Genomic DNA, 25,595 nt, shown 5'->3' with positions numbered 1-25,595 from the left:
CGCCACCGCCGCCGCCGCGCGCGAGAACGGGCGACGCGACTGCCAGCGTCGCAGCAAGTGCCGCCGCGACGAGGCCCGTGAGAAGCCTGTTGTTCATCAGAAAATCCTCCTTGCCGTGCGGTGGTCACCCCACCGCACTCGGAGGATCAGAAGAGGAGAACGCGTCGTCCCCTTCAACTTACAAATGCGCCAGATTCTGACGCGGAAGTTAGGGATGCACCACTGTTTCAATCCCTCGCCCCGTTCTTACGGGGAGAAAGTGGGGTGAGGGGCTAGCGTCCGCGAATTCGCTTTGAATTGGAGGGCGGCGCGTGCGAGTCGGAGGGACCTTTGATCCGGTCAACCTCGTGCCCTGCCCCTCACCTGGAATCAGCGCTGCGCGCGAATTCCGACCTCTCCCCGCAGAAAAGCGGGGAGAGGTTAAGACAGATGCGGGCTTACGCCGGCTTGCCGCGTGCGCTCTTCTCGGCAGCCCGCCGCATCGCTTCGGCGAGTGCACCGCCGCCGGAGGATTCCTGCTTGCGCGGCGCCGACGAGGTCATGCGGGAGGCATTGCGCGAGTTGTTGTCCCGCTGCATGCCGGGCGCGTCCTTCTTGGCGCCGACCTCGTCGTCGAGGCGCAGGGTCAGCGAGATGCGCTTGCGCGCGACCTCGAAGTCCAGCACCTTCACCTTGACGATGTCACCGGGCTTCACCACGTCGCGCGGATCCTTGATGAAGGTCTTCGACATAGCCGAGATGTGCACCAGTCCATCCTGGTGCACGCCGATGTCGACGAAGGCGCCGAAGGCAGCGACGTTGGTCACGGTGCCCTCGAGGATCATGCCCTTCTGGAGATCCTTGATCTCCTCGACGCCCTCCTTGAACACCGCGGCCTTGAACGCCGGGCGCGGGTCGCGGCCGGGCTTTTCAAGTTCGCGCAGGATGTCGGTCACGGTCGGCAGACCGAAGGTCTCGTCGACGAAATCCTTCGGCTTCAGCGTGCGCACGATGTCGCTGCTTCCGATCAGCGCCTTGATGTCGCTCTTGGTGGCTGCGAGGATTCGGCGCACCACCGGATAGGCTTCCGGATGCACGCCGGAGGCATCGAGCGGATCCTCGCCACCGAGGATGCGCAGGAAGCCCGCGCACTGCTCGAACGCCTTCGGCCCAAGCCGCGGCACCTCCTTGAGCGCCTTGCGCGACTTGAACGGACCGTTGGCGTCACGGTGTGCCACGATGCTCTGCGCAAGGCCGGACCCCACGCCCGACACGCGCGCAAGAAGCGGTGCGGAGGCGGTGTTGACGTCGACGCCGACCGCGTTCACGCAGTCTTCGACCACGGCATCGAGCGACTTGGCGAGCTTGGCCTGGCCAAGGTCGTGCTGATACTGGCCGACGCCGATCGCCTTGGGCTCGATCTTGACGAGCTCGGCAAGCGGATCCTGAAGCCGCCGCGCAATCGAGACCGCGCCGCGCAAGGTGACGTCGAGGCCCGGCAATTCCTCCGAGGCGAAGGCCGAGGCCGAATAGACCGATGCGCCCGCTTCGGACACGACGATCTTGGTCATCTTCAGCTCGGCCAGGCCCTTGACCAGCTCGGTCGCGAGCTTGTCGGTCTCGCGTGACGCAGTGCCGTTGCCGATCGCAATCAGTTCGACGCGGTGCTTCAGCGCGAGCCGGCCGAGGATCGCAAGCGACTCGTTCCACTGCCGCTGCGGCTCGTGCGGGTAGATCGCTGTGGTATCGACGACCTTGCCGGTGGCATCGATGACCGCGACCTTGACGCCGGTGCGGTAGCCGGGGTCGAGGCCCATGGTGACGCGCGTGCCGGCGGGCGCGGCCAGCAAAAGATCGCGCAGGTTGGAGGCGAACACGCGCACGGCCTCGGTCTCGGCCGCGTTCCACAGCCGCATGCGCAGATCGATGTTGAGGTGCACCTGGATCTTGGTGCGCCAGGCCCAACGCACCGTGTCGATCAGCCAGCGGTCGCCGGCGCGCTTGAGGTCAGCGATGCCGAACCGCTTCATGATTTTCAGTTCATAGGCGCCCGGGACGCCCGCCGGCGGCGCTTCGGCCTCGGCCTGGATCTGGAGATCGAGAATCTCTTCCTTCTCGCCGCGGAACATCGCGAGGATGCGGTGCGAGGGCAGCTTCGTCAGCGGCTCGGAGAATTCGAAATAGTCGGCGAATTTCTCGCCCTCGGTCTTCTTGCCGTCGCGCACCTTGGAGGCCATGCGCGCGTTGGTCCACATCTCCTCGCGCAAGCTTCCAATCAGGTCGGCGTCTTCATCGAAGCGCTCGACCAGGATCGCGCGGGCGCCGTCGAGTGCGGCAGCGCCGTCCGCAACGCCCTTCTCGGCGTTGATGAAGGCTTCGGCCACGACCTTCGGATCGTTGCCCGGCTCTGCCATCAGTTGATTGGCGAGCGGCTCGAGGCCGGCCTCCTTGGCGATTTCGGCCTTGGTGCGGCGCTTCGGCTTGAATGGCAGATAGATGTCTTCGAGGCGCGCCTTGCTGTCTGCGGCCATGATCGTGGCCTCCAGCGCGGCATCGAGCTTGCCCTGCTCACGGACCGATTCGAGGATGGCCTTGCGGCGGTCTTCGAGCTCACGCAGGTAAACCAGGCGCTCCTCCAGGGTGCGCAATTGCGCGTCGTCGAGCGCACCGGTCGCTTCCTTGCGGTAGCGGGCGATGAAGGGAACCGTGGCGCCGCCGTCGAGCAGCGTCACCGCCGCCTCGACCTGCTCCGCCCGAACCCCAAGCTCCTGCGCAATCTTCTGGTTGATATTTGCCACGCGAGATTCCCTCTATCCAAGCACGCAACGCGGGGCGAACCACCGGCTGCGGGACGCCGCTTATGGACCAACCGGGGTTGATTCATCAAGGTGCGGTGCGGAACCGTCGACAGAGGATTTTTTGTTGAAACGATGCGATCTCGCCACAATCCTCCGGGTGTGGCGGGCTGTCTCGCGTCCGCGAAGATGCGTTACCGTCATCCTGAGGTTCTCACTCAGCCACGCAGGGTGAGCCTCGAAGGATGAACGGCCGACAGCGGGGCCGTCGCCCTTCGAGGCTCGCCCAGCGGCGCTATTGCGCCGCCGGGGTCGCACCTCAGGGTGACGGTGACGGCGCACCGCTTGCGCCTTGACATGCAGCTCGGTTCCACGGCTGGTTGACCCGCCGGACCACCGAACTCCATGTGGACACCAGTAATGCGGACACCATCGGTCGGCGTCATCAGCATCGCCGGGCAACGTCTTGGACTCATCGCCATGATCAGCTCCGGCGCGATCGATCCGAAATCAATGCTCGGCAACTCGGCCTCATCGGCGAGCGAATTCGAGATCGGGCATGCCGTCATGAGCGACGCCATCGACTCCGCGGCGATCATGTCGGCATTGAAGAGCGTTGGACTTGAGAGCGTTGGACTTGGCACCACGCCACAGGCCGCAGCCGGTCGCGCGCTCGTCAACATCTTCGCCAAGGCCGACGCCTCGCCGAACGGCAGCGTGCGCGGCTTCCGTCACACTATGCTGGAAGATACCGACATCAGCTCGACACGCCATGCCCGCGCGGCCGTCGGCGGCTTGATCGCCGGGCTCGCCGGCAACGGCGCGATCTGCGTCTCCGGTGGGGCCGAGCATCAGGGGCCCGTCGGCGGCGGCCCGGTTGCAGTCATCGCGCGGCTGTCTTAATGACGCCGCGACCTCTCCGCCCGGCGCAACCCTGCCCTTCGCGCCGGCTCAGTTGATTCACGCGGGCCCTTGCGAAAAAGGTGACGCCGCATCTAGGGGATTAGGACGTCATGACTTTGCCGATGAGCTGGAATGAATGGGCGCAGCACGATGGCGTCGCCCTGGCGGCGCGCGTCCGCAAGGGCGAGCTGACGGCGAAGGAATTGGCGCGCCAGGCGGCCGCGGGCGTAGCCAAGGTCAATCCGGCGCTGTCGGGCGTGGTCGAGCTGTTCGAGGACGTGATCGCCGATCCGGCGAAGGACGGCGCCAATCTCTCCGGGCCGTTCGCCGGCTTGCCGTTCCTGATGAAGGATCTTGGCCCGACCATGAAGGGCCGGCTGCAGGAAATGGGCTCGCTCTTGATGCGCGGCAACCGCGCGGCGGCCGACACGTTCCTGACCGGAAAATTCCGCCAGGCCGGATTGAACCTGATCGGGCGCACCACGACGCCGGAATTCGGCGTGTGCAGCTCGGCCGACAATCCGGCCGTCTACGTCACGCGCAATCCCTGGAATACCGATTACACCACCTGCGGATCGTCGGCGGGAAGCGCCGCGATGGTGGCGGCGGGCGTGGTGCCGATCGCGCACGCAACCGACGGCGGCGGCTCAATCCGCATTCCCGCCGGCGTCAACGGTAATATCGGATTGAAGGTCTCGCGCGGCGTGTTCTCGCTCGCCCCACACATGTCCGACCTCTCCGGCCTCGTCTCGATCCAGGGCTGCCAGTCGCGCTCGGTGCGGGACACCGCAGCCTTTGTCGATCATGCCCGCGGGCCCGCGCCCGGCGAGTTCATGCCGTTCTGGACCACGGCGCAGCCCTACGGCGAGATGATCAAGCGCGATCCGGCAAAACTTCGCATCGCGCTGTCGCACACCTGGGGCGACTACACCGCAACGCCACACATCGCCGCCGAGTTGGAGAAGACTGGCCGCTTCCTCGAAGGCCTCGGCCATCATGTCGACTACGCGCTGCCGGAGCTCGATTTTCGCGCCGCGTTCGAGGCGCAGACGACGTGCTACATCTCGAATTTTGCCGTGGTGATCTCCAACATGCTGGCCGCGCGCGGACTGGAGCGGCCGCCGGAGGATCTGGTCGAGCCCGTCAACATCCGGATCTGGGAAGCCGGGCGCCACACGAGTTTCGCCGAGCGGGCGAAGATGCAGGCGGTGTTCAACACTACATCGCGCGGCTTCGGCAGCTTCTTCGAGCAGTGGGATGTGATCCTGACGCCGGTCACGGCGCTGCCGACACCGAAGGTCGGCACCAGGGAGTATCTCACCCTCTCCGATAATCCAGACGTGCTGGACTGGTTCGGCAATCTCTGGCGCAACTTCGCCTTCACGCCGCTGGCCAACCTTTGCGGCATGCCGGCGATCTCGATGCCGATGGCGACCCATGAGCACGGCCTGCCGCTCGGCATCCAGGCCATTGCCAAGCAAGCCAATGACGGCCTGCTCCTGCAACTCGCCGCCCAGATCGAGCGCGCGCTGGATGGCAAGTGGAACAACGGCAAGAAGCCGAAAGTGCACGTGGGCTGAGGCCGGCGTCAGCTTCTTTGCGGTCTATCCGTGGCAGACGTCCGCCGATGGCGGCGCGTCACGATCCATGAGGCCGAGCTAGCCTCAATTCTTCACTGTCGGGATCGCCTCAGTCGGCTGCTGCTGGCCCTGCTGGTACATCGCGAGCGCCTTGTCGAGTGCTTCGCGCAGCGCCAGCGCCGCGGCCACGCTGCAACGCAGATGCGCGGTCTGGACCACGTCGACCCTGACGGCGGCGCCGACTGGCATCAAGAGGTTCGCGGCAAGCTCGATCTGGATCGCGCCGTTGTGATGACCGAAGCAGGATGCGCCGTCGAAATAGATGATCGGCGCCCGCTCGGCGCTGGAGCTCGAAATGGTGACAGGCCCCTGGTTGTTCGCGGGCGTTTCGGGGTCGGCCATGGGCACTCCTTAGACTGGTCAACGGACGAAACGCCCACCATCGGCGCTTCGGCCCGCTCTGTCGAGGCCAAACCGGCTGCGGCAGACCTGCCGTGCGAGGCGTATTCGGGGTTTTGCGCCGCGTCCGACACTGGTCTAGAACGTTTCCATGTCCACCTCACTGACCACGCTCCCGTTCGAGGAACTCGCCGAGGCGATCAAGGGCCACCGCTCTGACTACGGCCATATCAGCGGGCTCCAGCTCGACCGCTTCGCACCCGGTGAGGCCTGGTCCCGCCTGCCCTACCGTCCCGTCTTCGTCGGCGACACCGAGACTGGCGTTCTCCATGGCGGCGTCGTCACCGCGCTGCTGGACGAGAGCTGCGGCATAGCGGTGCAACTTGCGCTCGAAGGCACGGGCGCGATCGCAACCCTCGATCTGCGCATCGACTACCAGAAGCCGGCGACGCCGGGCCTCGACATCAAGGCGCATTCTGTCTGCTACCGCACCACGCGTTCGATCGCCTTCGTCCGCTCCACCGCCTATCAGGAGTCCGAGGACGATCCGGTCGCGACCGCGACCGCCTGCTTCATGATCGGCGCCAACCGCACCAACATGCTTGCGGATCGCAGAATGGATTCGCGCAGCCTTCCGACGCTTGAGGCGCCGGAAGATCCGGACGGCCCGTTCGCCAACAGCCCGTTCGCGCGCTGGCTCGGCATTCGCGTCAACAACGACGGCACGCTGACGATGCCATTCTCGCCAAAGATCATCGGCAACCCGATCCTGCCCGCGATCCACGGCGGCATGACCGGCGCCTTTCTGGAGACCACCGCGATCGTCGGCGTGAGGCGCGAGCTTGGCATTGCCGCGCTGCCCAAGCCGATCGGACTCACTGTCAACTATCTGCGCTCCGGCCGTGCCCTCGACACCTTTGCCAACGTGTCGATCGCGAAGCAGGGCCGGCGTATCGTCGCCTTCGAGGCAAGGGCCTGGCAGGACCATGCGAACAAGCCGATCGCCACCGCTTTTGGCCATTTCATGCTGCGGCCGACGCCCGGAAGTGACGAGGAGTAGGCGTATTTTCCCTTGACGGCGGAGGTCCGTGCCACAACGATAGCGCGTTTCTTGCGAGAGGTATTGGGTTGCGGCATCCGCTCGACATCATCGCCATGTTCGCCGCGCTCTGGCTGCTGGCCGTGATGGTGCTCGACGCGCTGACGCCGAAGGAACTGACGGCGGTGATGATCGGCATTGCGATCGCGCCCGCCATCGTCATCACCGCCGTGTTCTACTACCTGCGCTGCCCGCGCACGGATTTCGCGGTGATGTTCGCCGCGCTGTGGCTGATCTCGGACATTGCCATGGCGTTCATCTCGCCCAAGGAGCTGCCGCATTTCCTGATCCTGGTCGGCTTCGTCCCGGCCGTGCTGATCGGCATCGTGCTGCACTGGCACCGCTTCCAGCGCCGCCACGAGCGGCTGACACTACCATCGGCGAAGCGGGGCTAGCGCGGCAGCAGATTGGTCTTGGCGAGGTCGAGCACCTCGTCGCCACGACCGTTCATCACCGCGCGCAGGACCCAGAGGCTGAAGCCCTTGATCTGCTCGGGCGTGATAGTCGGCGGCATCGACAGCTCCTGCTTGGCGGTGACGACGTCGAGCAGCGCCGGTCCGTTGTGCGCCAGCATTTCCTTCATGGCACCGGGAAGCTCGCCGGGGTCCTCTACGCGTTTGGCGAAGATGCCCATCGCGCGCGCCATCGCTGCGAAGTCCGGGTTCTCCAGATCGACATTGGTATCGACGAAGCCTGCGGCCTTCATCTCCAGCGCGACGAAGCCGAGCACGCCGTTGTTGAAGACGACCACTTTCACCGGCAGCTTCATCTGCGTCAGCGTGATCAAGTCGCCCATCAGCATGGTGAAGCCGCCATCGCCCGACAGCGAGATGACCTGACGGCCGGGCCGGGAGGCCTGCACGCCGATCGCCTGTGGCATGGCATTTGCCATCGAGCCGTGCGCGAACGAGCCGATCAGCCGGCGGCGGCCATTCATCTCGAGATAGCGCGCGGCCCATACCGTCGGCGTGCCGACATCGGCGGTGAAGACGGCATCGTCAGATGCATGGTCGCTGATGACTTTTGCGAGATATTGCGGATGGATCGGCTTGCTGCCCGGCGTGCCCTTGGCGAGCGAGTCGAGGCCTTCACGCGCCTTCTTGTAGTGCGCGATAGCAGCGTCGAGATGCTTGCGCTGTGTCTTGGTCTTCAGCAGCGGCAGCAGCGCCTCGATGGTCAGCTTGACGTCGCCGACAAGACTGAGATCGATCCTGCAGCGCCTGCCGAGATTTTCGGGGCGGATGTCGATCTGCGCGACCTGGCAGTCGGTCGGGAAGAACTGCTTGTAGGGAAAATCGGTGCCGAGCATCACGAGGGCGTCGCAGGCATGCATGGCCGCATAGCCCGAGGAAAAGCCGATGAAGCCGGTCATGCCGACGTCGTAGGGATTGTCGTACTCGACATGCTCCTTGCCGCCGAGCGCATGCACGATCGGGCTCTTCAGCGCTTCGGCCAGTTGCATCAGCAGCGCATGCGCGCCGGCACAGCCGCGGCCGCAGAACAGGGTGATGCGCTCGGCACCGTTCAGGAGATCCGCAAGCGCCTTCAGCTCGTCAGCCGCCGGTACGACCTTCGGCGCCGACAGCGCAAGGCCGCGCGTCGTCGATAGCGCGCGCTTCGGCGGCGCACGGAAAGCGACGTCGCCGGGCATGGCGACGACGGCGACGCCGCGCATGCCCACCGCCGCGCGGATGGCATTCTCCAGCACGAAGGGAAGTTGGCTCGCATCCGAGATCAGCTCGCAATAGTGGCTGCACTCCCTGAACAGGTTTTCCGGATGGGTTTCCTGGAAATAGCCGCCGCCGATCTCGGCCGATGGGATCTGCGCCGCGATCGCCAGCACGGGGACGCGGCTGCGATGCGCGTCGAACAGGCCGTTGATCAGATGCAGATTACCGGGGCCGCAGGAGCCCGCGCACACCGCAAGGCTCCCCGTCATTTCGGCTTCGCCGGCGGCCGCGAACGCCGCGACCTCCTCGTGCCGAACATGGATCCATTCAATGGTGCCACGGCGGCGCAGCGCCTCGGTGAGACCATTCAGGCTGTCGCCAACGATGCCGTAGATGCGTTTGACGCCAGCCTGTTCGAGCGTTGCCACGAACAGATCGGCCACGTTGTTGATCGCCATGTCGGTCTCCTGATCTCGCTACTGCAGCAAGATAGGATAAAGCGCGGCCGTGACCGCATCACGGCTTGTTTATTGCCGGCTCAGTCTTTCGCAATCGCCCGATCGTAGGCCGCGATCGTCGCTTTCGCGCGAGCGGCCACATCTGCGGCCGACATGCCGGGCTTGTAGAGACTCGAGCCGAGACCGAACGCCGTCACGCCGCCCTTGATGTACTCGGCGAAGTTCTGGTCGGAGACACCACCGACGGCGGCGATCATTACGCCGGCGGGGAGCACGGCGCGGATCGCGGCAATGCCGGATGCACCGAGCACGCTTGCCGGAAAGAACTTCAGGCTCGACGCGCCGGAGCGTGCGGCGAGCAGCGCCTCGGTCGGCGAGAACACGCCGGGCATCGTCACCATGCCGTGCTGATGTGCGCGCGCCAGCACCTCGGTGTCGACATTCGGCGAGACCATCAGCTTGCCGCCGACATCGTTGAGGCGATCAACATCCGCGGCAGTCAGCACCGTGCCGGCGCCGATCAGCACGCCCGCCGGCGCCTGCTTCACCGCGGTGGCGATCGAACGGAACGGATCGGGCGAATTCAAGGGGATCTCGATCGCGGTCATGCCAGCGTCGATCAACACCCCGACGATGGCCTCGGCCTCCTCCGGCTTCACGCCACGCAGGATCGCAACTAACGGCCGCTTCATCGGCGGAAAGGGAACGCTCATCTCAACAATCCTCTCACTTCGTCCAAATCGCCGCAGCCGCCATCGACAGGCCGCGGCGAACCGCTTCATCAGCATCGATCGGGTTCACGGTCACCGACAGCGCGTCGAAGGCGAGCCGATACAGCACCGCAAGCCGACCCGAGGCGATGAGCGTGACGCCAGCTTTCGGCACAATGCCGGAAAGGCCCGCCGCCAGTTCGACACCGATCAACGTGCCCGACAGCGTCTCGCGCGCCGCGGCCGGCGTGCCGCCGAACAGGAGCTGCCGCGATCGCGCGCCGAAGAGGAGATTGGCCACGAAGGCCGGTGCTTTGTACGCCGCAATCACCGCCGCCTTGAAGCTCGCAACGTCCTCGGCATCATCAGCACCGGCAACCGCGAGTGACAGGATCGTCTCACGCGAGACCACGCTGAAGAGCTCCCCGGTCATGAACGTCGAAAAATGCTCGACCGTACCGTTCTTCACGCGCACCCATTTCGAATGCGTGCCGGGCATGCAGACCAGCGCCTCGCCGGCGGCATCGAGGCCGAGCGCGCCGAGCAACTGGGTCTCCTCGCCGCGCATCACGTCCGGCGCCCCGGCGTCGCGCTGCGCGATGCCGGGCAGGATGCGGACGTCGCGTGCCTCCTGCGGCACCCGCGCGGCCTGCTTCAGGACGGCCGAGAGCGGCGCCGGCGTGTCGACATAGCCAGCCTCGACCCAGCCGGTGCGGGCGCCGGCCATGCCGCAGACGAGAACGGGCAGATGATCCGGCGCTTCGACCGCAGTGAGATGCGATTGCAGCACGGCGGCGAAGCCGGCGTTAGCCGCGGCCAGCATGCCCTCGCCGCTGCGGCGTTCGGCCAGCACCTGGCCGGCACGGTCGATCAGCCACAGCCGGAAGCTGCTGGTGCCCCAGTCCACCGCGACATAGGAGGGTTCGGTCATTTCGAATCGTGTCCTCGTCTCAGCGCTAAGACGCCGTCTCGCGACAATGAGACGAGGTCCTGCAAATCCGCCCCGGGATATCGGCTATTGTCGCCCCAAACCAGCCCTTTCTCGCAGGTCAGAGGCACCAGCCGCGCTGGCACACCGCTTGCTGAAGGTGTTCTGTTCAAGTCCAGGAACCGCGCAACAAGACGCGTCAACATCAGATGAGGAAACCCATGGAGATCGGCTATTTCACGATGCCTTCGCATCCGCCGGAGTGCGGCTTGAAGGAAGGACACGACTGGGACCTGCAGGTCCTGCGCTGGCTCGACGAGCTCGGCTATCAGGAAGCCTGGATCGGCGAGCACCACACTGCGCCCTGGGAACCCAATCCCACGCCTGACCTTCTGATCGCACAGGCACTGATGCAGACCAAGAAGCTGCGCATCGGCCCGGGCGGCTTCCTGCTGCCCTATCACCACCCGGCCGAGCTCGCCAACCGCGTCGCGATGCTGGATCATCTTTCTGAAGGCCGCCTCAATTTCGGCGTTGCCGCCTCAGGCCTGCCGAGCGACTGGGCGATGTTCAACGTTGACGGCATGAGCGGACAGAACCGCGACATGACCCGCGAGGCGCTGGAGATCATCCTGAAGCTGTGGACCGAACCGGCGCCCTTCACCCACAAGGGCAAGTTCTGGACGGTGACCAAGCCGGACACGATGTTCGACTTCCTCAAGCCCCACATCAAGCCTCTGCAGGCGCCGCATCCCCCGATCGGCGTTGCCGGGCTGTCGAAGAACTCGGACACGCTGAAGCTCGCCGGCGAGCGCGGCTTCATCCCGATGAGCCTCAACCTGAACCCGGCCTATGTCTCCAGCCATTGGGACTCGGTCGTAACAGGCGCCGCCAGGACCGGACGCAAACCGGACCGCCAGGACTGGCGTCTGGTGCGCGAAGTGTTCGTCGCCGACACCGACGAGGAGGCCTGGAAGCTCTCGACCGGCGATATGATGGGCCGGATGATGAGCGAGTACTTCCTGCCGCTGCTCGGCCATTTCGGCTTCAAGGATTATCTGAAGCACGCGCCAGACGTGCCCGATAGCGACGTCACCGTCGAATATTGCGCCAAGCGGAACTGGATCGTCGGCTCGCCCGCGACCGTCGCCGAGAAGATCGAGAAGATCTACGACGAGGTCGGCGGCTTCGGCGTGCTCTGCGTGTTCGGCTTCGACTACAAGCACAAGCCGGAAGCCTGGCACCACTCGCTCTCGCTGCTGAAGAACGAGGTGATGCCTCGCCTGAAGCATCTCGGCTCCGCGAAGAAGGCAGCTTGACCCGATGCATGATCCGGAAAAGTGCGCAGCGGTTTTCCGGAGAGATCATGCTTGACTCATAGAGCCGGGTGCGGCGCAATCGTGTCGCACCCGCATCAATTTCGGAGATTTCCGCGTGACGGTCGACGCAAAGGAGTTCAAGCAGGCGATGCGCCAATGCGCCGGCGCCGTCGCACTGGTGACGGTTGGCGCCGAGCACGGCAAGCGCACCGGGCTGACGGTGACGTCGGCCTGCTCGCTCTCGGACAATCCTCCGTCGCTCATCGTCTGCGTCAACCGCAATGCCAGCGCCCATGCGCGCATCCGCGAGGAAAGCGCCTTCGCAATCAACTTCCTGCACGAGGATCACGCCCTGCTCGCACTCACCTTCAGCGGCCAGAAGGGCGTCAACGGCGACGACCGCTTTGCCTTCGGCCAATGGACGCGCGGTGAGACCGGCGCTCCTGTGCTGACGGACGCTGTCGCGGCGTTCGACTGCGTGCTGGCGCAGGAGTTCGAGACCAGGACGCATTCGATCTTCGTCGGCGAGGTACGAGGCGCGTCGCACTTGGCTGCGGCCACGCCGCTGGTCTATCTGCGCAGCAATTTTCATACGCCGCAGGAGATGCGCGAAGCGGTGGCGCTCGGCGACCTCGATGCGCGGCATCTGAGCTGGACGGATTTTTCGTAGGAGCCGCATCGCCGGTGCGCTCCCTCGCCCCGCCTGCGGGGAGAGGGTTGGGGTGAGGGCGAGTCTCCCCGGGGACGGTTGCAGTTGGATTCGCGGAGAGTCCCCCTCACCCGGATTGCATCTGGCGATGCAATCCGGCCTCTCCCCGCGCGCGGGGAGAGGCGAAAAACGCCGGCTCGCTCCTCGATTCGTCTGTAGCAAACGACGCTACTGCGCCGTCTCGATCTTCATCTGCTTGATCTTCCGATACAGCGTGGCCCGGCTGAGCTTCAGTGCGCGTGCCGCCTCGGTGACGCGGCCGCCATGCTTGCGCAGGGCTTCGACGATCGTGGCGCGCTCGGCCGCTTCGAGATCGGGCTCCGCCGTCCTTCCGCCGAACGGCGGCAGATCAAGGTCGGCATCAGTAATCACGCCGTCCTCCGCCGTGCAGCCGGCGAGCCGCAGCACGTGGCGGAGCTGGCGCATGTTGCCGGGGTATGGATAGGCCGAGAGCAGCGCCCAGGCCTCGTCTGAGAGGCTGCAGTTCGGCGCTTCCTCGCTCGCGATCTGATGGATGACATCGTCCCGATCGGCGCGTTCACGCAAAGCCGGCAGCCGCACCTCCATACCGCGCAGACGGAAATAGAGATCGGCGCGGAAGGCGCCCTGTTCCGCCATGCGGCCGAGGTCACGATGCGTGGCGCTGATCAGGCGGATATCAACCGGCAGCGGCTTGAGCGCGCCGAGCGGCCAGACCTCGCGATTTTCCAGCACGCGCAACAGGCGCGTTTGCAACGCGATCGGCATGTCGCCGATCTCGTCGAGGAACAGCGTGCCGCCATCGGCCTGCACGATCAGGCCCTTTGAACCGTCGCGCCGCGCGCCGGTGAAAGCGCCGGCCTCGTAGCCGAACAGCTCGGCATCGATCAGGCTCTCGGGCATCGCCGCGCAGTTCAGCGCGACATAATTGTTGCGCGAGCGGTTGCTGCCAGCGTGAATGGCGCGCGCGAATACGTCCTTGCCGACGCCGGTCTCGCCATGCAGCAGCACCGGCAGATTGTGATCGCCGATGCTTCTCAGCCGCTTCACGCTTCTGATCAGGCCGGGATCGCGGCCGGCGAGCCGGTGCAGCGCGTCGAAGCGATCGACCGGCGCATCGCGGCGCGGCGCAGGGGGCCGCATGGAGGACCTGGCGCGCAGCGGCGGCGCGATCTGGGCCCTGCCCAAAGGACTGCCGTCGGCGCGGCGCAGCTCGACGATCTGGTCCGCATTGCGGGCGGCGTGGTGGTCGAACTTGATATAGCGCGACAAATCGATACCGGATGCGATCATGCCGTCGGTCAGGCCCAGCAGCGCACGCGCCGAGCGGCAGGCGCCGACGATGCGGCGATCGTCGTCATAGGCGAGCAGGCCGCTGCCGCCGTCACCCGGCACCGTCGCGATCCAGGCGTTGCGGAAATGGCCGCGGAAGATCGCGCCTTCCATTCGCCGCGTCGCCTCCATCGTCACGGCCAGCGCAAGCTGATGCGCGGCGCGTTCGAGGTCCTCGCGGCAGGAGGTGATGTTGACGGCGCCGGCGAGACGGCCGGCGTGGTCGAACAGCGGCGCCACGGCGCAGGAGAACATGTGCCACTGCGCACGAAAATGTTCGTCACGATGGACCAGGATCGGCTTCTGCTCGGCAAGCGCGGTGCCGAGCCCGTTGGTGCCCTCAAAGGCTTCCGCAAAATTCGAGCCGGTGTAGATCTTCCAGTCCATGAACATTCTTGCGTCGGCCTCGCCCGGCAGGCGGCTGAACAGCATGGTCGCGTTCGCATCAGCGAGATTGACGCAATAGCCCGCGTCACGCAGCACGCGGGCGAGATCGTCAAGCTCCGGCGTGAGGAGCCTGATCGTTCCCTCCATGGGCTCGGCGACGTGGCGGACTTCGGCCTCGGTGAGCGTCTGCGGCGGCCCCTGACGGGCAGGATCGAGCTTGTGGCTGATCAGGCAGCGCCGCCAGGATGTCGCGATCCGTGACTCCGCATCGACGTCGGCCACGTGATTGGCGACGGACAAGACACGGGCGACATGGTTCGAGGCCGAGAGGCTGGCCATCGCGGACGTCTCCACCCTGTATTATTGCGCAAAGTCTGGCAGCACGGGCGGGGATGTCAATCGGGAACCGGGACGCAGCTATTGCTGCACCGCCCTCACCACGTGTCGATGCAGGGTCGCTTCTTCTCCGTTCGCGCGGGCGGTTTCGGCACCGAACGCAGGCCCGCCATGATCCAGCGGCGTGTTTCGGCGGGGTCGATGACGTTGTCGATCTCGAACACCGAGGCAATCGAGACCGCCTTGCCGTTGGCGTAGAGCTCGGCGACCTTGTTGCGATAGTAGGTCTCGCGCTCCTCGGGGTCGGCGATCGCCTCCATCTCCTTGCGGAAGCCGAGGCGGACATAGCCTTCGAATCCCATGCCGCCGAACTCACCGGTCGGCCAGGCCGCAGTGAAGAAGGAGGCGTGGAAGCCGCCGCCGATCATCGACTGCGCACCCAGCCCGTAGCCCTTGCGCAGCACGATGCCGAATAGCGGCACGGTGAGGCTGGCGCCTGTCACGAACATACGCGAGACGTGGCGCACGATTGCGGTCTTCTCGGCTTCCGGGCCGACCATGAAGCCGGGCGTGTCGCACAGCGAGACGACGGGTAAGTCGAAGGCGTCACAGAGCTGGAGGAAGCGCGCGGCCTTGTCACCGGCGTCGGCATCGATCGCGCCGCCGAGGTGGCGCGGGTTGTTGGCAATGAGGCCGAACGGCTTGCCCTCGATGCGGATCAGCGCGGTGATCATGCCGACGCCGTAGTCGCGGCGCAGCTCCAGCACGGAATCCTTATCCGCGACGAGATCGATCACGCTGCGGATATCGTAGACGCGCAGGCGGTTCTCGGGGATCGCGCGGCGAAGCAGGCGCTGATCGGCCGCTTGCCACTCCGTCACCGCGCCCTGGAAATAGGACAGGTATTTTTGCGCGACGCGCGTCGCCTCCTCCTCGTCCTCGACAAGGATGTCGATGACGCCGTTCGGCGCCTGGAACGAGACCGGGCCGACCTCGGCCGGATGATAGACGCCGAGGCCGCCGCCCTCGATCATCGCGGGGCCGCCCATGCCGATGGAGGCGTTCTTGGTGGCGATGATGACGTCGCAGCAGCCGAGCATCGCGGCGTTGCCGGCAAAGCAATAGCCGGAGACCACACCAACCACCGGCACGAGGCCGGAGAGTCTTGCGAACTGCACGAAGGACGGGCCGTCGAGCCCGGTCATGCCGAGCCGGTCGGTGTCGCCGGGCCGGCCGCCGCCGCCTTCGGCGTAGAACACCAGCGGGACGCGCCAGTCTTCCGCCAGCGTCAGCATGCGGTCGATCTTCTTGTGGTTCATGTGGCCCTGCGTGCCCGCGAGCACGGTGTAGTCATAGGCCACGACGATGCAGCGCCCGGCCTCCGGGCCGAACTTCTCGGCATTCACCGTGGCGACGCCCATGACGAGGCCGTCAGCCGGCGTGTTCTTGATGAGATCGTCCAGCTTGCGGCGGCGGCGCTGCGCTGCGATCGCGAGGCTGCCATATTCCATGAAGGAGCCCTCGTCGACGAGCTGTGCGACGTTCTCGCGGGCGGTGCGCTGGTTGGTGTTGCGGCGGCGCTCGACCGAGGTCGGCCGGTTTAAATCGAGCGTGTTGGCCTGGCGGGCGATCAGCTCGGCAAGATCAGGGCGGATGTGGTCGAGGTCGATGTCGGTTTCTGTTGCCGATGCATCGGCCGCGACGTCGAGCGGCTCCAGATACATGATCGGCTCGCCGTGCATCAGCGTGACGCCGTCGCTTGCGACGAGCTTCATGACGCGGCCACCCTGCTCGGCCATGACCAGATGCTCCATCTTCATGGACTCGATCACGGCGAGCTGCTGGCCGGGGCGCACGATCTCGCCTTCCTTTACCTGGATGGTGACGATGGTTCCTTGCAACGGCGCTGCGACCATCACCGCGCCCTCGGGCACGGCTTGCGCGACGTGAGCCTCCGCGCCGTGGCCAGTACGCTCGGTCGCGGCAAAGTAGAGCGGCTTGGCCGCACCATCGGCCGCCTCGACCAGCTTTGCGATATTGCGGTCGATGAAATCGGTTGCGATGCGATTGGTCCTGAAATCGGGATGTGCGAGCAGGGCCTGGAGGAAGGCGATATTGGTGACGACGCCGTCGATCCTGAATTCGCGCAAGGCGCGCGAGGCCTTGGCGACGACGTCGTGCCAGGTTTCACCAGGCGTATGCACGATGACCTTTGCGAGCAGCGAGTCGAAAGCGGCGCTGGTCTTGTAGCCGGCATAGCCAAAGCTATCGACGCGGACACCCGGCCCCGACGGCGGCTCGAACACGGCAAGCACGCCACCGGTCGGATGCGTCGCCCCTAGCTCGTCAAGCGTTTCCATGTTGACGCGGAGCTGCATCGCATAGCCGCGCGGCTTCGGGATCGCCCCCTGCGCAAGGCCGAGGGAAGCAAGCGATGCCCCCGCGGCGACCGCGAGTTGGGCGCGGACGAGGTCGAGGCCGAGCACTTCTTCAGTCACGGTATGCTCGACCTGGAGCCGCGGATTGGCCTCGATGAAGGCAAAGCTGTCCTCGGCACTGCCGTCGACCAGGAACTCGAACGTGCCGAGATTGTCGTAAGACGCAGCCGCCGCGAGCTGCTTCGCCGCTTCGATGATACGACCGCGCAAGGAATCGCTCAGCGAGGGGCTTGGCGCCACCTCGATCAGCTTCTGGTGCCGGCGCTGGATGGTGCATTCGCGCTCCCAGAGATGCGAGATTGCGCCGTGGCGGTCGCCGATGATCTGCACCTCGATGTGGCGAGCCTGCCGGATCAGCCGCTCGGCATAGACGCCATCGAATCCGAACGCCGCCTTGGCCTCGGACTGGCAGCGCGCATAGGCCTCCGCGAGATCGGCCGCCTTCTCCACGACGCGCATGCCGCGGCCGCCGCCGCCGGCCATCGCCTTGATCACGATCGCCGCATGGCTGCCGAGCGAATGGAAGAACGCCGTGATCTCTTCCAGCGACGACGGGCCGCTGGTGCCGGCGATGATCGGCACACCGCAACGCTTTGCGAGCTGGCGCGCGGCGACCTTGTCACCGAACAGTTCGAGTGCAGCCGGCTTCGGCCCGACGAAGGCGATACCTGCGTCGGCGCAGGCCTTTGCGAAGGCGGCGTTCTCGCTGAGGAAACCATAGCCGGGATGCACGGCATCACAGCCGGCGCTTTTCGCCGCCCTCACCACGGCGTCGACGTCGAGATAGGCCCGCGCGCCACGGCCGGGGATTTCGATCGCTTCATCGGCAACGCGCACATGCAGCGACAGCGCATCGTCGGCGGGGTGGATCGCCACTGTCGCGATGCCTGCGTCGGCCGCGGCACGCGCGATGCGGATGGCGATCTCACCGCGATTGGCGATCAGGAGTTTTTTGAACGACATGCAACGGTCTCCATGCCCGCGAAACGAGGCGCGGGTCGGCAGGTTCGATCATCCTGCTTCTTCACTTTAAACGCAGCCGTCAAGAGCGGGACAGCCAGTCGCGACAGCCGGTCCCGCGGGCCGGAATATTTCCATGAAACCTCCAGACGACCCTGGCGGCGACCACGGGTCGTCGTTCTGACATTCCTGCCTAGCCGCCCTTCTTGTCGAGCACGAGATCGATCGTGTGAGCGGCGATCTTGCGAAGCTGGGGCTCATCGCCGAAGGCACGTTCGAGCACGGCGAGGCCGCGCGTCACCGTGATGATGTGCAGCGCTGCAGCTGCAGGGTTGCCGTTGAACTCGCCGCGCTCGGCGCCGGCCGACAACGTGTCCTGGACTAGGGCGGTGGCGCGCGACACGAGGTTCGCAAAGGCCTGGCGCGCTTCTTCGTCCAACCCCTCGCCTTCGGCCGCGCCGAGCTCCATCAATCCGCGCGTGGTTGGACACCCGCGCGGCGGCGAGCCGGAGCGGAAGTTGGTGATGGTCAGGTCGAAGAACGCAGTGAGGCGTTTTCGCAATGAGCCCGTGCTGAGCGCCTTTTGCAGGGCGACGAGATAGTCGCCCGCGTAGCGCTCATAGGCCTGGAGGAACAGCGCCTCCTTGCTGCCGAACGCATTGTAGAGACTGCCGCGCTGGACGCCGGCATCGCGCGCGATGTCCGACAGCGACGTGCCGCGCACGCCCTTGCGCCAGAACTGATCGAACGCAATGCGCAGGACGTCGTCGTGGTCGAACTCGCGCGGTCTCAAATCTTGCTCCTCTGCCCGGCAGTCGGGCCCCATGAAGTATTCGACACGATGTCAAGAATATGCTTTCTAGACATCGTGTCAAAAACTAATTGGGATTGATAGCCCGTTTCGTCAACGAGCTGAACCGCCGGCGCGCATATGCGCCTTGGCGATTCAGGCCAGCATGCAAAGGGACGCGCGATGCCTCTCCTCCACATCTCGATGCGCGCCGGAAAACCGGAAGCCTACCGGCAGGCGATCCTCGACGGCCTCTACCGCGCCATGCGCGAAGCGCTGAACGTGCCCGAGGGCGACGAGTTCATGACCATCAGCGAGCTTGAGCCCGCAAACTTCCGCTGCGGCAATGCCTATGGCGTCAAGCGGAGCGACGACGCCGTGCTGATCCAGATCACCGTGTTCACCTCGCGCACCGCGGAGCAGAAGAAGGCGCTGTATCGCCGGATCGCGGACCTGCTCGGCGAGAACCCGGGCATCCGGCCCGAGGACGTGTTCGTCAACGTGCTCGACGCGCCCAAGGAGAACTGGTCCGTCGGCCACGGCCTCGCGCAATTTGCGTGAGGCCGCTGCCGAGATTTTTATGGACACCGATCCCAGAAGCCCTGGGTTCGCGTGAAGTCGGTGTAGTACCAGCACAGGCCCGGCGCCGGCGGTTGCCCGGCCCACGCGGCTGCGGTTGCCGCCGCAACGAAGCCAAGCGCTGCTCCCGCGGCAATCGCACCGCCCGGGCGCCAGGAATAGCGCGGCGGCCGAACCCAGGGATGATGCGGCCGATGGATTGGCGGACGGTGTGCGCCGGGTGGACGGTGTGCTCCCGGTGGACGATGCGCGCCCGGTGGGCGGGGTGTCGGCCTATGGGCGCCGGGCGGACGACCACCACCAGGGCGATGGCCACCGCCACCCCCATGCCGCTGCGCACTGAAATCGGTGACCAGCGCAGCCGGCTCCGCACTCGCAGATGACATCAGGATCGTTGCATCGAGCGGCCACGCCAGCGCAACGGCAAGCAGTCCAACTCCGAATGATCGACGCATTTTCATTTCCTTCCATAATCAAACGAATCGAAAACTCTCGCGCGTTTTTGTCTTTAGGAAGACGCAGGCTGCGCGTTGCAGCAATGCTGTACTTCGTCGAACGCGCTGGACATCGAACGCACATCATCCCCGCGCAGCGCACGTCTCCATGATTGCATCAAGCTCGGCCTTCGAGAGAACGCCGAGCTCGGCGATGAAGACGATCCTGGCTCGCGGCACGCCTGCGGCTGGCGCTTGGCGCGGCGCGAGTGTCGCGCGGCCCGCGGCGAATTGAAGCACCATCGGCCGCCCGGGCTGCTCGACGGTCTCGAACAGGCCCTTGGCGCGCGCGAGCTTCGGCGCCAAGCGATTGATCGCTTGCTGCAAACGCGGCAGCGAGAGCGGCTGGTCCGACGTCCAGCTCAGCGTCTCGAAGCGTTCCTCTGCTGGTCGTCGCGGCCCCGGCTCGCGTGGCGCGGGCGCGCGCGCCACATCCGCGGGAAACAGAAGTGCGGAGGGTATCTCGCCATGCAGCGCGTCAACCACCACGGCGGGTGAGCGTAGCGCGCGGATCGCCTCGCGCATTCGCGCACCGGCCCCCTCGTCCGCCAGATCGATCTTGCTCAGCGCCACCACGTCGGCCGCCCTGAGCTGAGAGCGCACCAGCGCGTCGTCGAGGGCGGCCGGCGATGCCGACGCGTCCATCACGCAAAGCACCGTCTCAAGCGGCGTCTCGCGCAGGATCACCGGGTCCATCAAATTGCGCACGATGTCGGCGGGATCGGCGACGCCGCTGGTCTCGATGACGATGTACTCAGGCCTCGGATCACGCCGGAGCAGGGTTGAGAGCGTGCGCAACAGATCGCCTTCGAGCGAGCAGCAGATGCAGCCGTTGCTTAGGCTCACCACGCCGTCGCTCGCGCCCGCGATCAGCTCCGCGTCGATATTGATCGCGCCGAAATCGTTGACGACGGTGGCGATCCGCCGCCCGTCTGCATGCGCCAGCAGATGGTTCACGACAGTCGTCTTGCCTGCCCCCAGGAAGCCCGTCACCAGGAGAATGGGGACCGGCATGCCTCAGCCCTCGACGACGGGTCGGCGCACGGGTCGGCCGGGCCGCGCCGCCACATCCAGCACGCCGTCGCTGATCAGCGGCTGGCCGCTGACGATCAGATGGCGCACGCCTTCCGAGGGGCGGTTCATTGCCGTGAAGGTCGCGCGGTCGCTGAGTTTCTCGTAGTCGAACACGACGATATCGGCATCGGCGTCCTTTGCGAGCCGGCCCTTGGCACGCATCGCGGGCGTGCTCTGCGCGAGGATCTCCGCCGGGATCAGCGCGCATTTGCGGATGCCTTCGAGCAGCGACACCGCCTTGCGCTCGCGCACCCATTCGCGGATGAAGCGGGTGAAGCAGCCGGCCGAGCGCGGATGCGAGGTGGCGTCATCAGGCAGCGGCCAGGCATCGCCGGTGTAGGTGCGGCCGTCCGACAACGTCCACGGCATCGCGTCAGAGGCAATCGCTCCGCCGGGATAGAGTACCGACATGTCGAGGAGATCGCGGTGATGCGCATTGTTCTCGGTGTCGAGGATGTGCCAGAGCACCAGCGAGGACGGCTCTTCGGCCTGTGCCTTCAGCAGCTCCTCGCGGTCGTGGAAACGATAGCCGTCGGTCACGCGCTGCACGGAATCATAACCGGTGCCGTTGCGCTCAACGAACTGGGGATCACTGAAGAAGGCCGCCGCCAGCACGGTCGAGCCGGTGCCATAGGGATAGGCCTCGACCGTGATGGGGAGGCCCTGCGCCTGCGCCTGCTCGATCAGCACGCGGCAACGTTCGACGTCCGTCTTGCTGGACGAGTTGAAGTGGCAGATGTGCATATGCGCGCCAGTGGCGCCGGCATAGCCGATCAGGCGAATATAGGCTTCCGCCGCGCTTTCAGGATCGATGCGCGACATGAAGGCGACATGGGTGAATGTCGGCACGTCCTGCTTCGCCGCGAGCTGGCACACCGCGGTCAATTCCTGGACGCCGGCGCCCGGCGCGTAGGCGTTCAAAATGCCGATGCCGATGCCGCCCTCGTTGAGGCCGCGCGCGAGGCGCTCGATAATGCCTGACACCTCCGTATCGCTCGCGACGTTCTCGATCCAGCGGCGATCGCGCATGGCATTGCCGAACGCCTCCAGCGAGCTTTCCGCATTGGAGCCCGTCATCGCGCCGATGCGCGCAAAGGCCCAGTTGGCGGCGGCGCCGTAGTTGAGCACGCGACCCTTCCGGGCCTGGCGCTCATACCATGACGCGACCGGCAGCACGCCGGCCTCGAGATCGAGCGTCGTCGTGACGCCGTCGAACGCCTGCATGCGGTCGGCGGGGATCGACTGGCCATGCGCGTGCAAATCGATGAAGCCCGGCGCGACCACGAGCTCGGTCGCGTCGATCACCCGCTCGGCACTGCCGAGCGAGGAGCCGACCGCGGCGATCTTGCCGTCCACGACCGCCACATCGCCGACGGCATCCATGCCGCTCGCCGGATCCACCACCCGGCCGCCAGAGATCACCAAGCCGCTCATATCAAAACTCCCGAATGCAGAAAGCCATGGCCTCCAAAGGCCCGGCAGCAGTTGGAGGCAGAGAACCGGCCCGCATCGCGTACCATCTCTGCGCGCATAGAGCCAGATTTTGGAGGGAACGACCACCTCCGTCGATGCCGATGCAGCATGCTCGCACGGGAGGTCGGCAAGAACTGAGAGTAATCGGGGCCACAGCGCAGCAACACCGCCTCGTCAATTCGCATGACAATTGACACGCGCCCGCGTCCTCGCGGCATGATTTGCCCGAGTTGTGCTTCTCGTCACACCCGTCCTAAGGAAAGGGCGCAGGGAAGACCGGGCGCCGGCTGGCACCCATAGAGCCCCTATGCGAAAATATTGCGCACGCAATGCACAGGGGAGACACAGGGCAGCCGAGACCAGGCCTTCCCTGCGCAGTGGTTTGACGATCTCCCCGGAGACGAATTCCTTTTGCCTCCGTCACCTCGCGAAATTCACGCCCATCACGCCGGTTGACGCGATGACGCCTTCGCAAAGGCTTGACTGTAGCAACGACGGCCAGGACCACACGTCTATATTTTGGCATTCGGTGAAACACGCCGAAACTAAGAAAGCCCTTTAAAATAAGGTCTTTTCGACTACCCTGATCCACGGCGTTTCAGCGCGCTTCGCCAAAAATAGGGCCCGGCCCTAAGCCTCTCAGCGGTCCGCACGACAAGCTGAAAATCCCAAAAGCCGAGCCCGATGGTCCAACTTATCGGAGCTGAAACCACGATGGATACTACCACGACAACCGAACCCGCAGGCAAGCGCGGCCGCAATAGCAGCGTCATTCTAACCGACCGCCTCTGCGAAAAGCGGGTCGCCAAGCGGGTCAAATTCTACGACCGCAAATGCCCCGGCCTCTACGTCAGCATCACCACGGGGGGGCGTCGCGACGTTCTACTTTAAGTTCACCGACCGGCAGACTGGCAAGCAGCGCACCGGCTGGCTCGGCATCTACAATTCGGAGACCCTCACGGTCGAGGACGCCCGCAGCAAAGTCTACGGCCTCAAGAGCATGGGCGGCGATGCGCTCGCCGAGACCTTCCGCGACCAGAAGGCGAAGGCCGCGCAGAACGGCAAGACCGTCTCCGAGATCATCGAGGAGCGGATCGACTGGATGAAGACGCCCGTCCGCAAGCCGGACGGCGAGATGCGGCCCCGGCTGGAGGCGTGGGAGAACACTGCCAGCCATCTGCGCCGCTTCCTTAGTGCCCGGCTCGGCAAGAAGCTGGCGCGAGAGGTCACCAAGAATGACATCGCGACGCTCTCGAACGATATCGTCGCGGGTGAGTTCGGCAAACCTTCGGTCAGCAATGCGCGGCACATGCGGAAGGCGGCCAGTGCCCTGTTCAATTGGGCGGCTGAGGCGGGCCGCGATTACGTCAGCGCGTCGCCTTGCGTCAATCTGCCGAAGCTCGATGCGGAGCATGCCCGCACCCGCGTTCTTTCCGAAGACGAGATTAGGATATTCTGGCATGGCCTCGACGATGAGGACTTGATGCAGTCATGGGATCGCAGGACGCGGCTGGCGCTGAAGTTCGAGCTTGTGACCATGCTGCGGTCGAGCGAACTGCTCGGCGCGCACCGGGACGAACTCTTCGACCTTGACGGCGAGAACCCGCGCTTTGATGTACCGCTCAAGCGGGTAAAAAAGCGCCGCGTGATCCAGCAGCCGCTGTCCGATCTCGCGGTCGAGATCATCAAGGAAGCCTTGCGGGGATCGAACAAGCAATTCGTCTTCGCCTCCCCGCTCGGCGATAAGCCGTTGCATCGGAAAGCCATGGCTGACGCACTGCGTGGGGACAAGCGTAAGGGCAAGGTGAGGACGCCCGGCATCTGCCAGCTGCTCGGTCTCAAGCCGTTCACGCCGCACGACCTGCGCAGGACCAGCGCGACGCTTGCGGGTGATCTCGGATTTGACGACGCATGGATTGCAAAATGCCTCGATCATACCGCTAGCAAGAAGGCCGAGGTCGTCGTGCCGAGCGTCACGGGCAAGGTCTACAACCATTCCAAGCGGATGAAGGAGAAGCGTGCGGTGTTGGATGGCGTCGCGGCTGAGTTGCGGCGAATCATCGGCAAGTCAGCAGCAAAGGCTGTCGAGCAGGATCGGGTACGGCTCATAGCCTGATAGCGATCCCCGAAAGCAGTTCGGGAGTTAGTTAGCCGGCCAGCGCGAAGCTGGCCGGCATTACGAAGCATCATGGACGCTTCAATTGGCTGCTGCCGGGTCGAAAACTTCTCGCAGCTTCGGCGTTAGGCCCCCCGGAATTGCTCCTTGGCTCTAGTTCGCTTTCTTTGTTAGGCGAGCCACAGCCGCCGCCAACTCAACTTCGTCTTTGAGGAGTTGTCCCATTCGGTCTACGAGTTCGGCAAGGACCATCCGGATGTCATGAGCTGATTGGAGGCACTGCTCATCGCTTTGAGCGTGCAGACCTTGACTTAAGGCCGAATGCAATAGCAGCAGCGGGTTGTGGCCATTGATCAGCAGCCCCTGTGGAAACGCGTCCTTCACGCTTTCAAGCGCATTCAGAAAACTATGCATCCCTTTCGCTTTTTCGAGACTTGCAACAGTATCCGGTGCGATCTTTGTGGCCACCTTGATGATCTGATCGAAGAGTTGATCCTTGTGGCCTTCTACGACCCGCCGATAATAGCTGAACGCACCGATACCAAGACCGTGGTTCTCGCATTGACGTCCTTTTAGAAAGACTTGACTATCATTACCGAACAACCGGAGCAGCCGGTTCGACGTTGGTGAGCCAAATTTGGGACGTTCGCCGAACTTGGCACACATGGCTGCCGGTGGAGCCGCGCTATTCGCTTCTACTAGCAACGAGAATATCTTGGTCTTGCGCCGACAATTCGAGCACAGGTAGGTCAAGTAAGTCGTTAAAGGAGCCTTGTCCGGAAGGTATCGATTGCCGTCCGTGAGGCGATGCACGCGTTTGCCGCTGCACGCCTCGTGCGAGCAGTTCAGAACTATTGCAGGCGCGGCCAACATCCAACGACCGTAGTCGTCATTCGTGAGTGCATCCGAAACCTCGGTGAGATCGTCGATTGCTGGCGAGTTCTCCAAGAACTCTGTAAACGAAAGGACGGTCTTCTTCTTTTGGCCTGATCTCTCGCCAATGTTTATTTCGTTCATCTACCAACCTGCGTCGGACTAAACCCATTTCAGATCTATTCGAAATACCTGCTCCCGGGATAGCGCCATCA

General features: G+C 64.9%; 19 protein-coding genes and 1 pseudogene. 9 read left to right on the top strand and 11 right to left on the bottom strand.

Annotation, left to right across the window (positions count from 1 at the left end):
- Window positions 1–437 precede the first annotated feature (437 nt).
- Entirely contained in the window at window positions 438–2,777 is a 2,340-nt protein-coding gene (locus AC629_RS32220; RefSeq protein WP_084808846.1) for a Tex family protein, read from the bottom strand.
- A gap of 510 nt (window positions 2,778–3,287) precedes the next feature.
- Between AC629_RS32220 and AC629_RS32215 the strand changes: the two are divergent.
- Together AC629_RS32215 and AC629_RS32210 are read left to right on the top strand one after the other, a co-directional pair.
- Window positions 3,288–3,677, top strand: a pseudogene (locus tag AC629_RS32215) (ring-opening amidohydrolase); the annotation flags it as partial.
- Between the two features lie 110 nt (window positions 3,678–3,787).
- Window positions 3,788–5,257: an amidase gene (locus AC629_RS32210; RefSeq protein ID WP_084808845.1), complete on the top strand. Its 1,470-nt coding sequence runs from the start codon at window positions 3,788–3,790 to the stop codon at window positions 5,255–5,257.
- Between the two features lie 84 nt (window positions 5,258–5,341).
- Here AC629_RS32210 and AC629_RS47200 read toward each other — a convergent pair whose 3' ends face one another.
- On the bottom strand, window positions 5,342–5,659 hold the full coding sequence (locus AC629_RS47200) for a hypothetical protein (protein WP_084808844.1): 318 nt from the start codon (window positions 5,657–5,659) through the stop codon (window positions 5,342–5,344).
- A gap of 148 nt (window positions 5,660–5,807) precedes the next feature.
- Between AC629_RS47200 and AC629_RS32200 the strand changes: the two genes are divergently transcribed.
- Together AC629_RS32200 and AC629_RS32195 are read left to right on the top strand one after the other, a co-directional pair.
- On the top strand, window positions 5,808–6,716 hold the full coding sequence (locus AC629_RS32200; protein WP_084808843.1) for a PaaI family thioesterase: 909 nt from the start codon (window positions 5,808–5,810) through the stop codon (window positions 6,714–6,716).
- 68 nt (window positions 6,717–6,784) lie between these two features.
- Window positions 6,785–7,150, top strand: coding sequence for a hypothetical protein (locus AC629_RS32195; RefSeq protein ID WP_084808842.1), 366 nt, complete (start codon window positions 6,785–6,787; stop codon window positions 7,148–7,150).
- On the opposite strand, the gene poxB is transcribed toward AC629_RS32195, so the two are convergent.
- The 3 genes from poxB to AC629_RS32180 form a co-directional block, all read right to left on the bottom strand.
- Complete coding sequence (gene poxB / locus AC629_RS32190; RefSeq protein WP_084808841.1) at window positions 7,147–8,883, bottom strand: ubiquinone-dependent pyruvate dehydrogenase; 1,737 nt, start codon at window positions 8,881–8,883, stop codon at window positions 7,147–7,149. The two genes, AC629_RS32195 and poxB, sit on opposite strands and share 4 nt — an antisense overlap.
- A gap of 80 nt (window positions 8,884–8,963) precedes the next feature.
- Entirely contained in the window at window positions 8,964–9,596 is a 633-nt protein-coding gene (locus AC629_RS32185) for a 2-dehydro-3-deoxy-6-phosphogalactonate aldolase (protein ID WP_084808840.1), read from the bottom strand.
- Between the two features lie 13 nt (window positions 9,597–9,609).
- Window positions 9,610–10,524: a 2-dehydro-3-deoxygalactonokinase gene (locus AC629_RS32180; RefSeq protein ID WP_084808839.1), complete on the bottom strand. Its 915-nt coding sequence runs from the start codon at window positions 10,522–10,524 to the stop codon at window positions 9,610–9,612.
- 218 nt (window positions 10,525–10,742) lie between these two features.
- Between AC629_RS32180 and AC629_RS32175 the strand changes: the two genes are divergently transcribed.
- Window positions 10,743–11,840: an LLM class flavin-dependent oxidoreductase gene (locus AC629_RS32175; protein WP_084808838.1), complete on the top strand. Its 1,098-nt coding sequence runs from the start codon at window positions 10,743–10,745 to the stop codon at window positions 11,838–11,840.
- Window positions 11,841–11,955: 115 nt separating this feature from the next.
- A complete protein-coding gene (locus AC629_RS32170) occupies window positions 11,956–12,510 on the top strand; it encodes a flavin reductase family protein (RefSeq protein ID WP_143199604.1) in 555 nt (184 codons plus the stop codon).
- Between the two features lie 207 nt (window positions 12,511–12,717).
- Here AC629_RS32170 and AC629_RS32165 read toward each other — a convergent pair whose 3' ends face one another.
- From AC629_RS32165 to AC629_RS32155, 3 genes are all read right to left on the bottom strand, one after another.
- Entirely contained in the window at window positions 12,718–14,586 is a 1,869-nt protein-coding gene (locus AC629_RS32165) for a sigma-54-dependent Fis family transcriptional regulator (RefSeq protein WP_084808837.1), read from the bottom strand.
- 95 nt (window positions 14,587–14,681) lie between these two features.
- Window positions 14,682–17,984, bottom strand: a complete 3,303-nt coding sequence (locus tag AC629_RS32160) for an acetyl-CoA carboxylase family protein (protein WP_084808836.1) — start codon at window positions 17,982–17,984, stop codon at window positions 14,682–14,684.
- Between the two features lie 190 nt (window positions 17,985–18,174).
- On the bottom strand, window positions 18,175–18,774 hold the full coding sequence (locus AC629_RS32155; RefSeq protein ID WP_084808849.1) for a TetR/AcrR family transcriptional regulator: 600 nt from the start codon (window positions 18,772–18,774) through the stop codon (window positions 18,175–18,177).
- Window positions 18,775–18,954: 180 nt separating this feature from the next.
- Between AC629_RS32155 and AC629_RS32150 the strand changes: the two genes are divergently transcribed.
- Window positions 18,955–19,332, top strand: coding sequence for a tautomerase family protein (locus tag AC629_RS32150; RefSeq protein ID WP_084808848.1), 378 nt, complete (start codon window positions 18,955–18,957; stop codon window positions 19,330–19,332).
- 596 nt (window positions 19,333–19,928) lie between these two features.
- On the opposite strand, the gene AC629_RS32140 is transcribed toward AC629_RS32150, so the two are convergent.
- Window positions 19,929–20,858, bottom strand: coding sequence for a CobW family GTP-binding protein (locus AC629_RS32140; RefSeq protein ID WP_084808835.1), 930 nt, complete (start codon window positions 20,856–20,858; stop codon window positions 19,929–19,931).
- Between the two features lie 3 nt (window positions 20,859–20,861).
- The gene (locus AC629_RS32135; protein ID WP_084808834.1) at window positions 20,862–22,352 is read right to left on the bottom strand and encodes an amidohydrolase family protein; all 1,491 of its coding nucleotides are present in this window, start codon (window positions 22,350–22,352) and stop codon (window positions 20,862–20,864) included.
- A gap of 753 nt (window positions 22,353–23,105) precedes the next feature.
- Between AC629_RS32135 and AC629_RS49135 the strand changes: the two genes are divergently transcribed.
- Window positions 23,106–23,282, top strand: coding sequence for a hypothetical protein (locus AC629_RS49135; protein ID WP_245332058.1), 177 nt, complete (start codon window positions 23,106–23,108; stop codon window positions 23,280–23,282).
- A 109-nt stretch (window positions 23,283–23,391) separates the two neighbouring features.
- Window positions 23,392–24,507 carry a tyrosine-type recombinase/integrase gene (locus tag AC629_RS32130; protein WP_245332057.1) on the top strand — a complete coding sequence of 372 codons (1,116 nt, stop codon included), beginning with the start codon at window positions 23,392–23,394 and terminating at the stop codon, window positions 24,505–24,507.
- Between the two features lie 153 nt (window positions 24,508–24,660).
- Here the strand turns inward: AC629_RS32130 and AC629_RS32125 are convergent, their stop codons facing one another.
- On the bottom strand, window positions 24,661–25,524 hold the full coding sequence (locus tag AC629_RS32125; protein WP_084808833.1) for a hypothetical protein: 864 nt from the start codon (window positions 25,522–25,524) through the stop codon (window positions 24,661–24,663).
- Window positions 25,525–25,595 lie beyond the last annotated feature (71 nt).

The organism is Bradyrhizobium sp. NAS80.1, from assembly GCF_001908205.1.
Lineage (GTDB): Bacteria > Pseudomonadota > Alphaproteobacteria > Rhizobiales > Xanthobacteraceae > Bradyrhizobium.
The sequence above is the reverse complement of the archived record's forward strand: the minus strand, read 5'-3'. Positions and strand labels throughout refer to the sequence as shown.

Bases quoted from the DNA above. Each gene is read 5' to 3' on its own strand.
- poxB (WP_084808841.1), bottom strand. From the start codon at position 8,883: ATGGCGATCAACAACGTGGCCGATCTGTTCGTGGCAACGCTCGAACAG.
- AC629_RS32175 (WP_084808838.1), top strand. From the start codon at position 10,743: ATGGAGATCGGCTATTTCACGATGCCTTCGCATCCGCCGGAGTGCGGC.
- AC629_RS32210 (WP_084808845.1), top strand. From the start codon at position 3,788: ATGACTTTGCCGATGAGCTGGAATGAATGGGCGCAGCACGATGGCGTC.
- AC629_RS32200 (WP_084808843.1), top strand. From the start codon at position 5,808: ATGTCCACCTCACTGACCACGCTCCCGTTCGAGGAACTCGCCGAGGCG.
- AC629_RS32160 (WP_084808836.1), bottom strand. From the start codon at position 17,984: ATGTCGTTCAAAAAACTCCTGATCGCCAATCGCGGTGAGATCGCCATC.
- AC629_RS32180 (WP_084808839.1), bottom strand. From the start codon at position 10,524: ATGACCGAACCCTCCTATGTCGCGGTGGACTGGGGCACCAGCAGCTTC.
- AC629_RS32165 (WP_084808837.1), bottom strand. From the start codon at position 14,586: ATGGCCAGCCTCTCGGCCTCGAACCATGTCGCCCGTGTCTTGTCCGTC.
- AC629_RS32185 (WP_084808840.1), bottom strand. From the start codon at position 9,596: ATGAGCGTTCCCTTTCCGCCGATGAAGCGGCCGTTAGTTGCGATCCTG.
- AC629_RS47200 (WP_084808844.1), bottom strand. From the start codon at position 5,659: ATGGCCGACCCCGAAACGCCCGCGAACAACCAGGGGCCTGTCACCATT.
- AC629_RS49135 (WP_245332058.1), top strand. From the start codon at position 23,106: ATGGATACTACCACGACAACCGAACCCGCAGGCAAGCGCGGCCGCAAT.
- AC629_RS32130 (WP_245332057.1), top strand. From the start codon at position 23,392: ATGGGCGGCGATGCGCTCGCCGAGACCTTCCGCGACCAGAAGGCGAAG.
- AC629_RS32140 (WP_084808835.1), bottom strand. From the start codon at position 20,858: ATGCCGGTCCCCATTCTCCTGGTGACGGGCTTCCTGGGGGCAGGCAAG.
- AC629_RS32135 (WP_084808834.1), bottom strand. From the start codon at position 22,352: ATGAGCGGCTTGGTGATCTCTGGCGGCCGGGTGGTGGATCCGGCGAGC.
- AC629_RS32125 (WP_084808833.1), bottom strand. From the start codon at position 25,524: ATGAACGAAATAAACATTGGCGAGAGATCAGGCCAAAAGAAGAAGACC.
- AC629_RS32150 (WP_084808848.1), top strand. From the start codon at position 18,955: ATGCCTCTCCTCCACATCTCGATGCGCGCCGGAAAACCGGAAGCCTAC.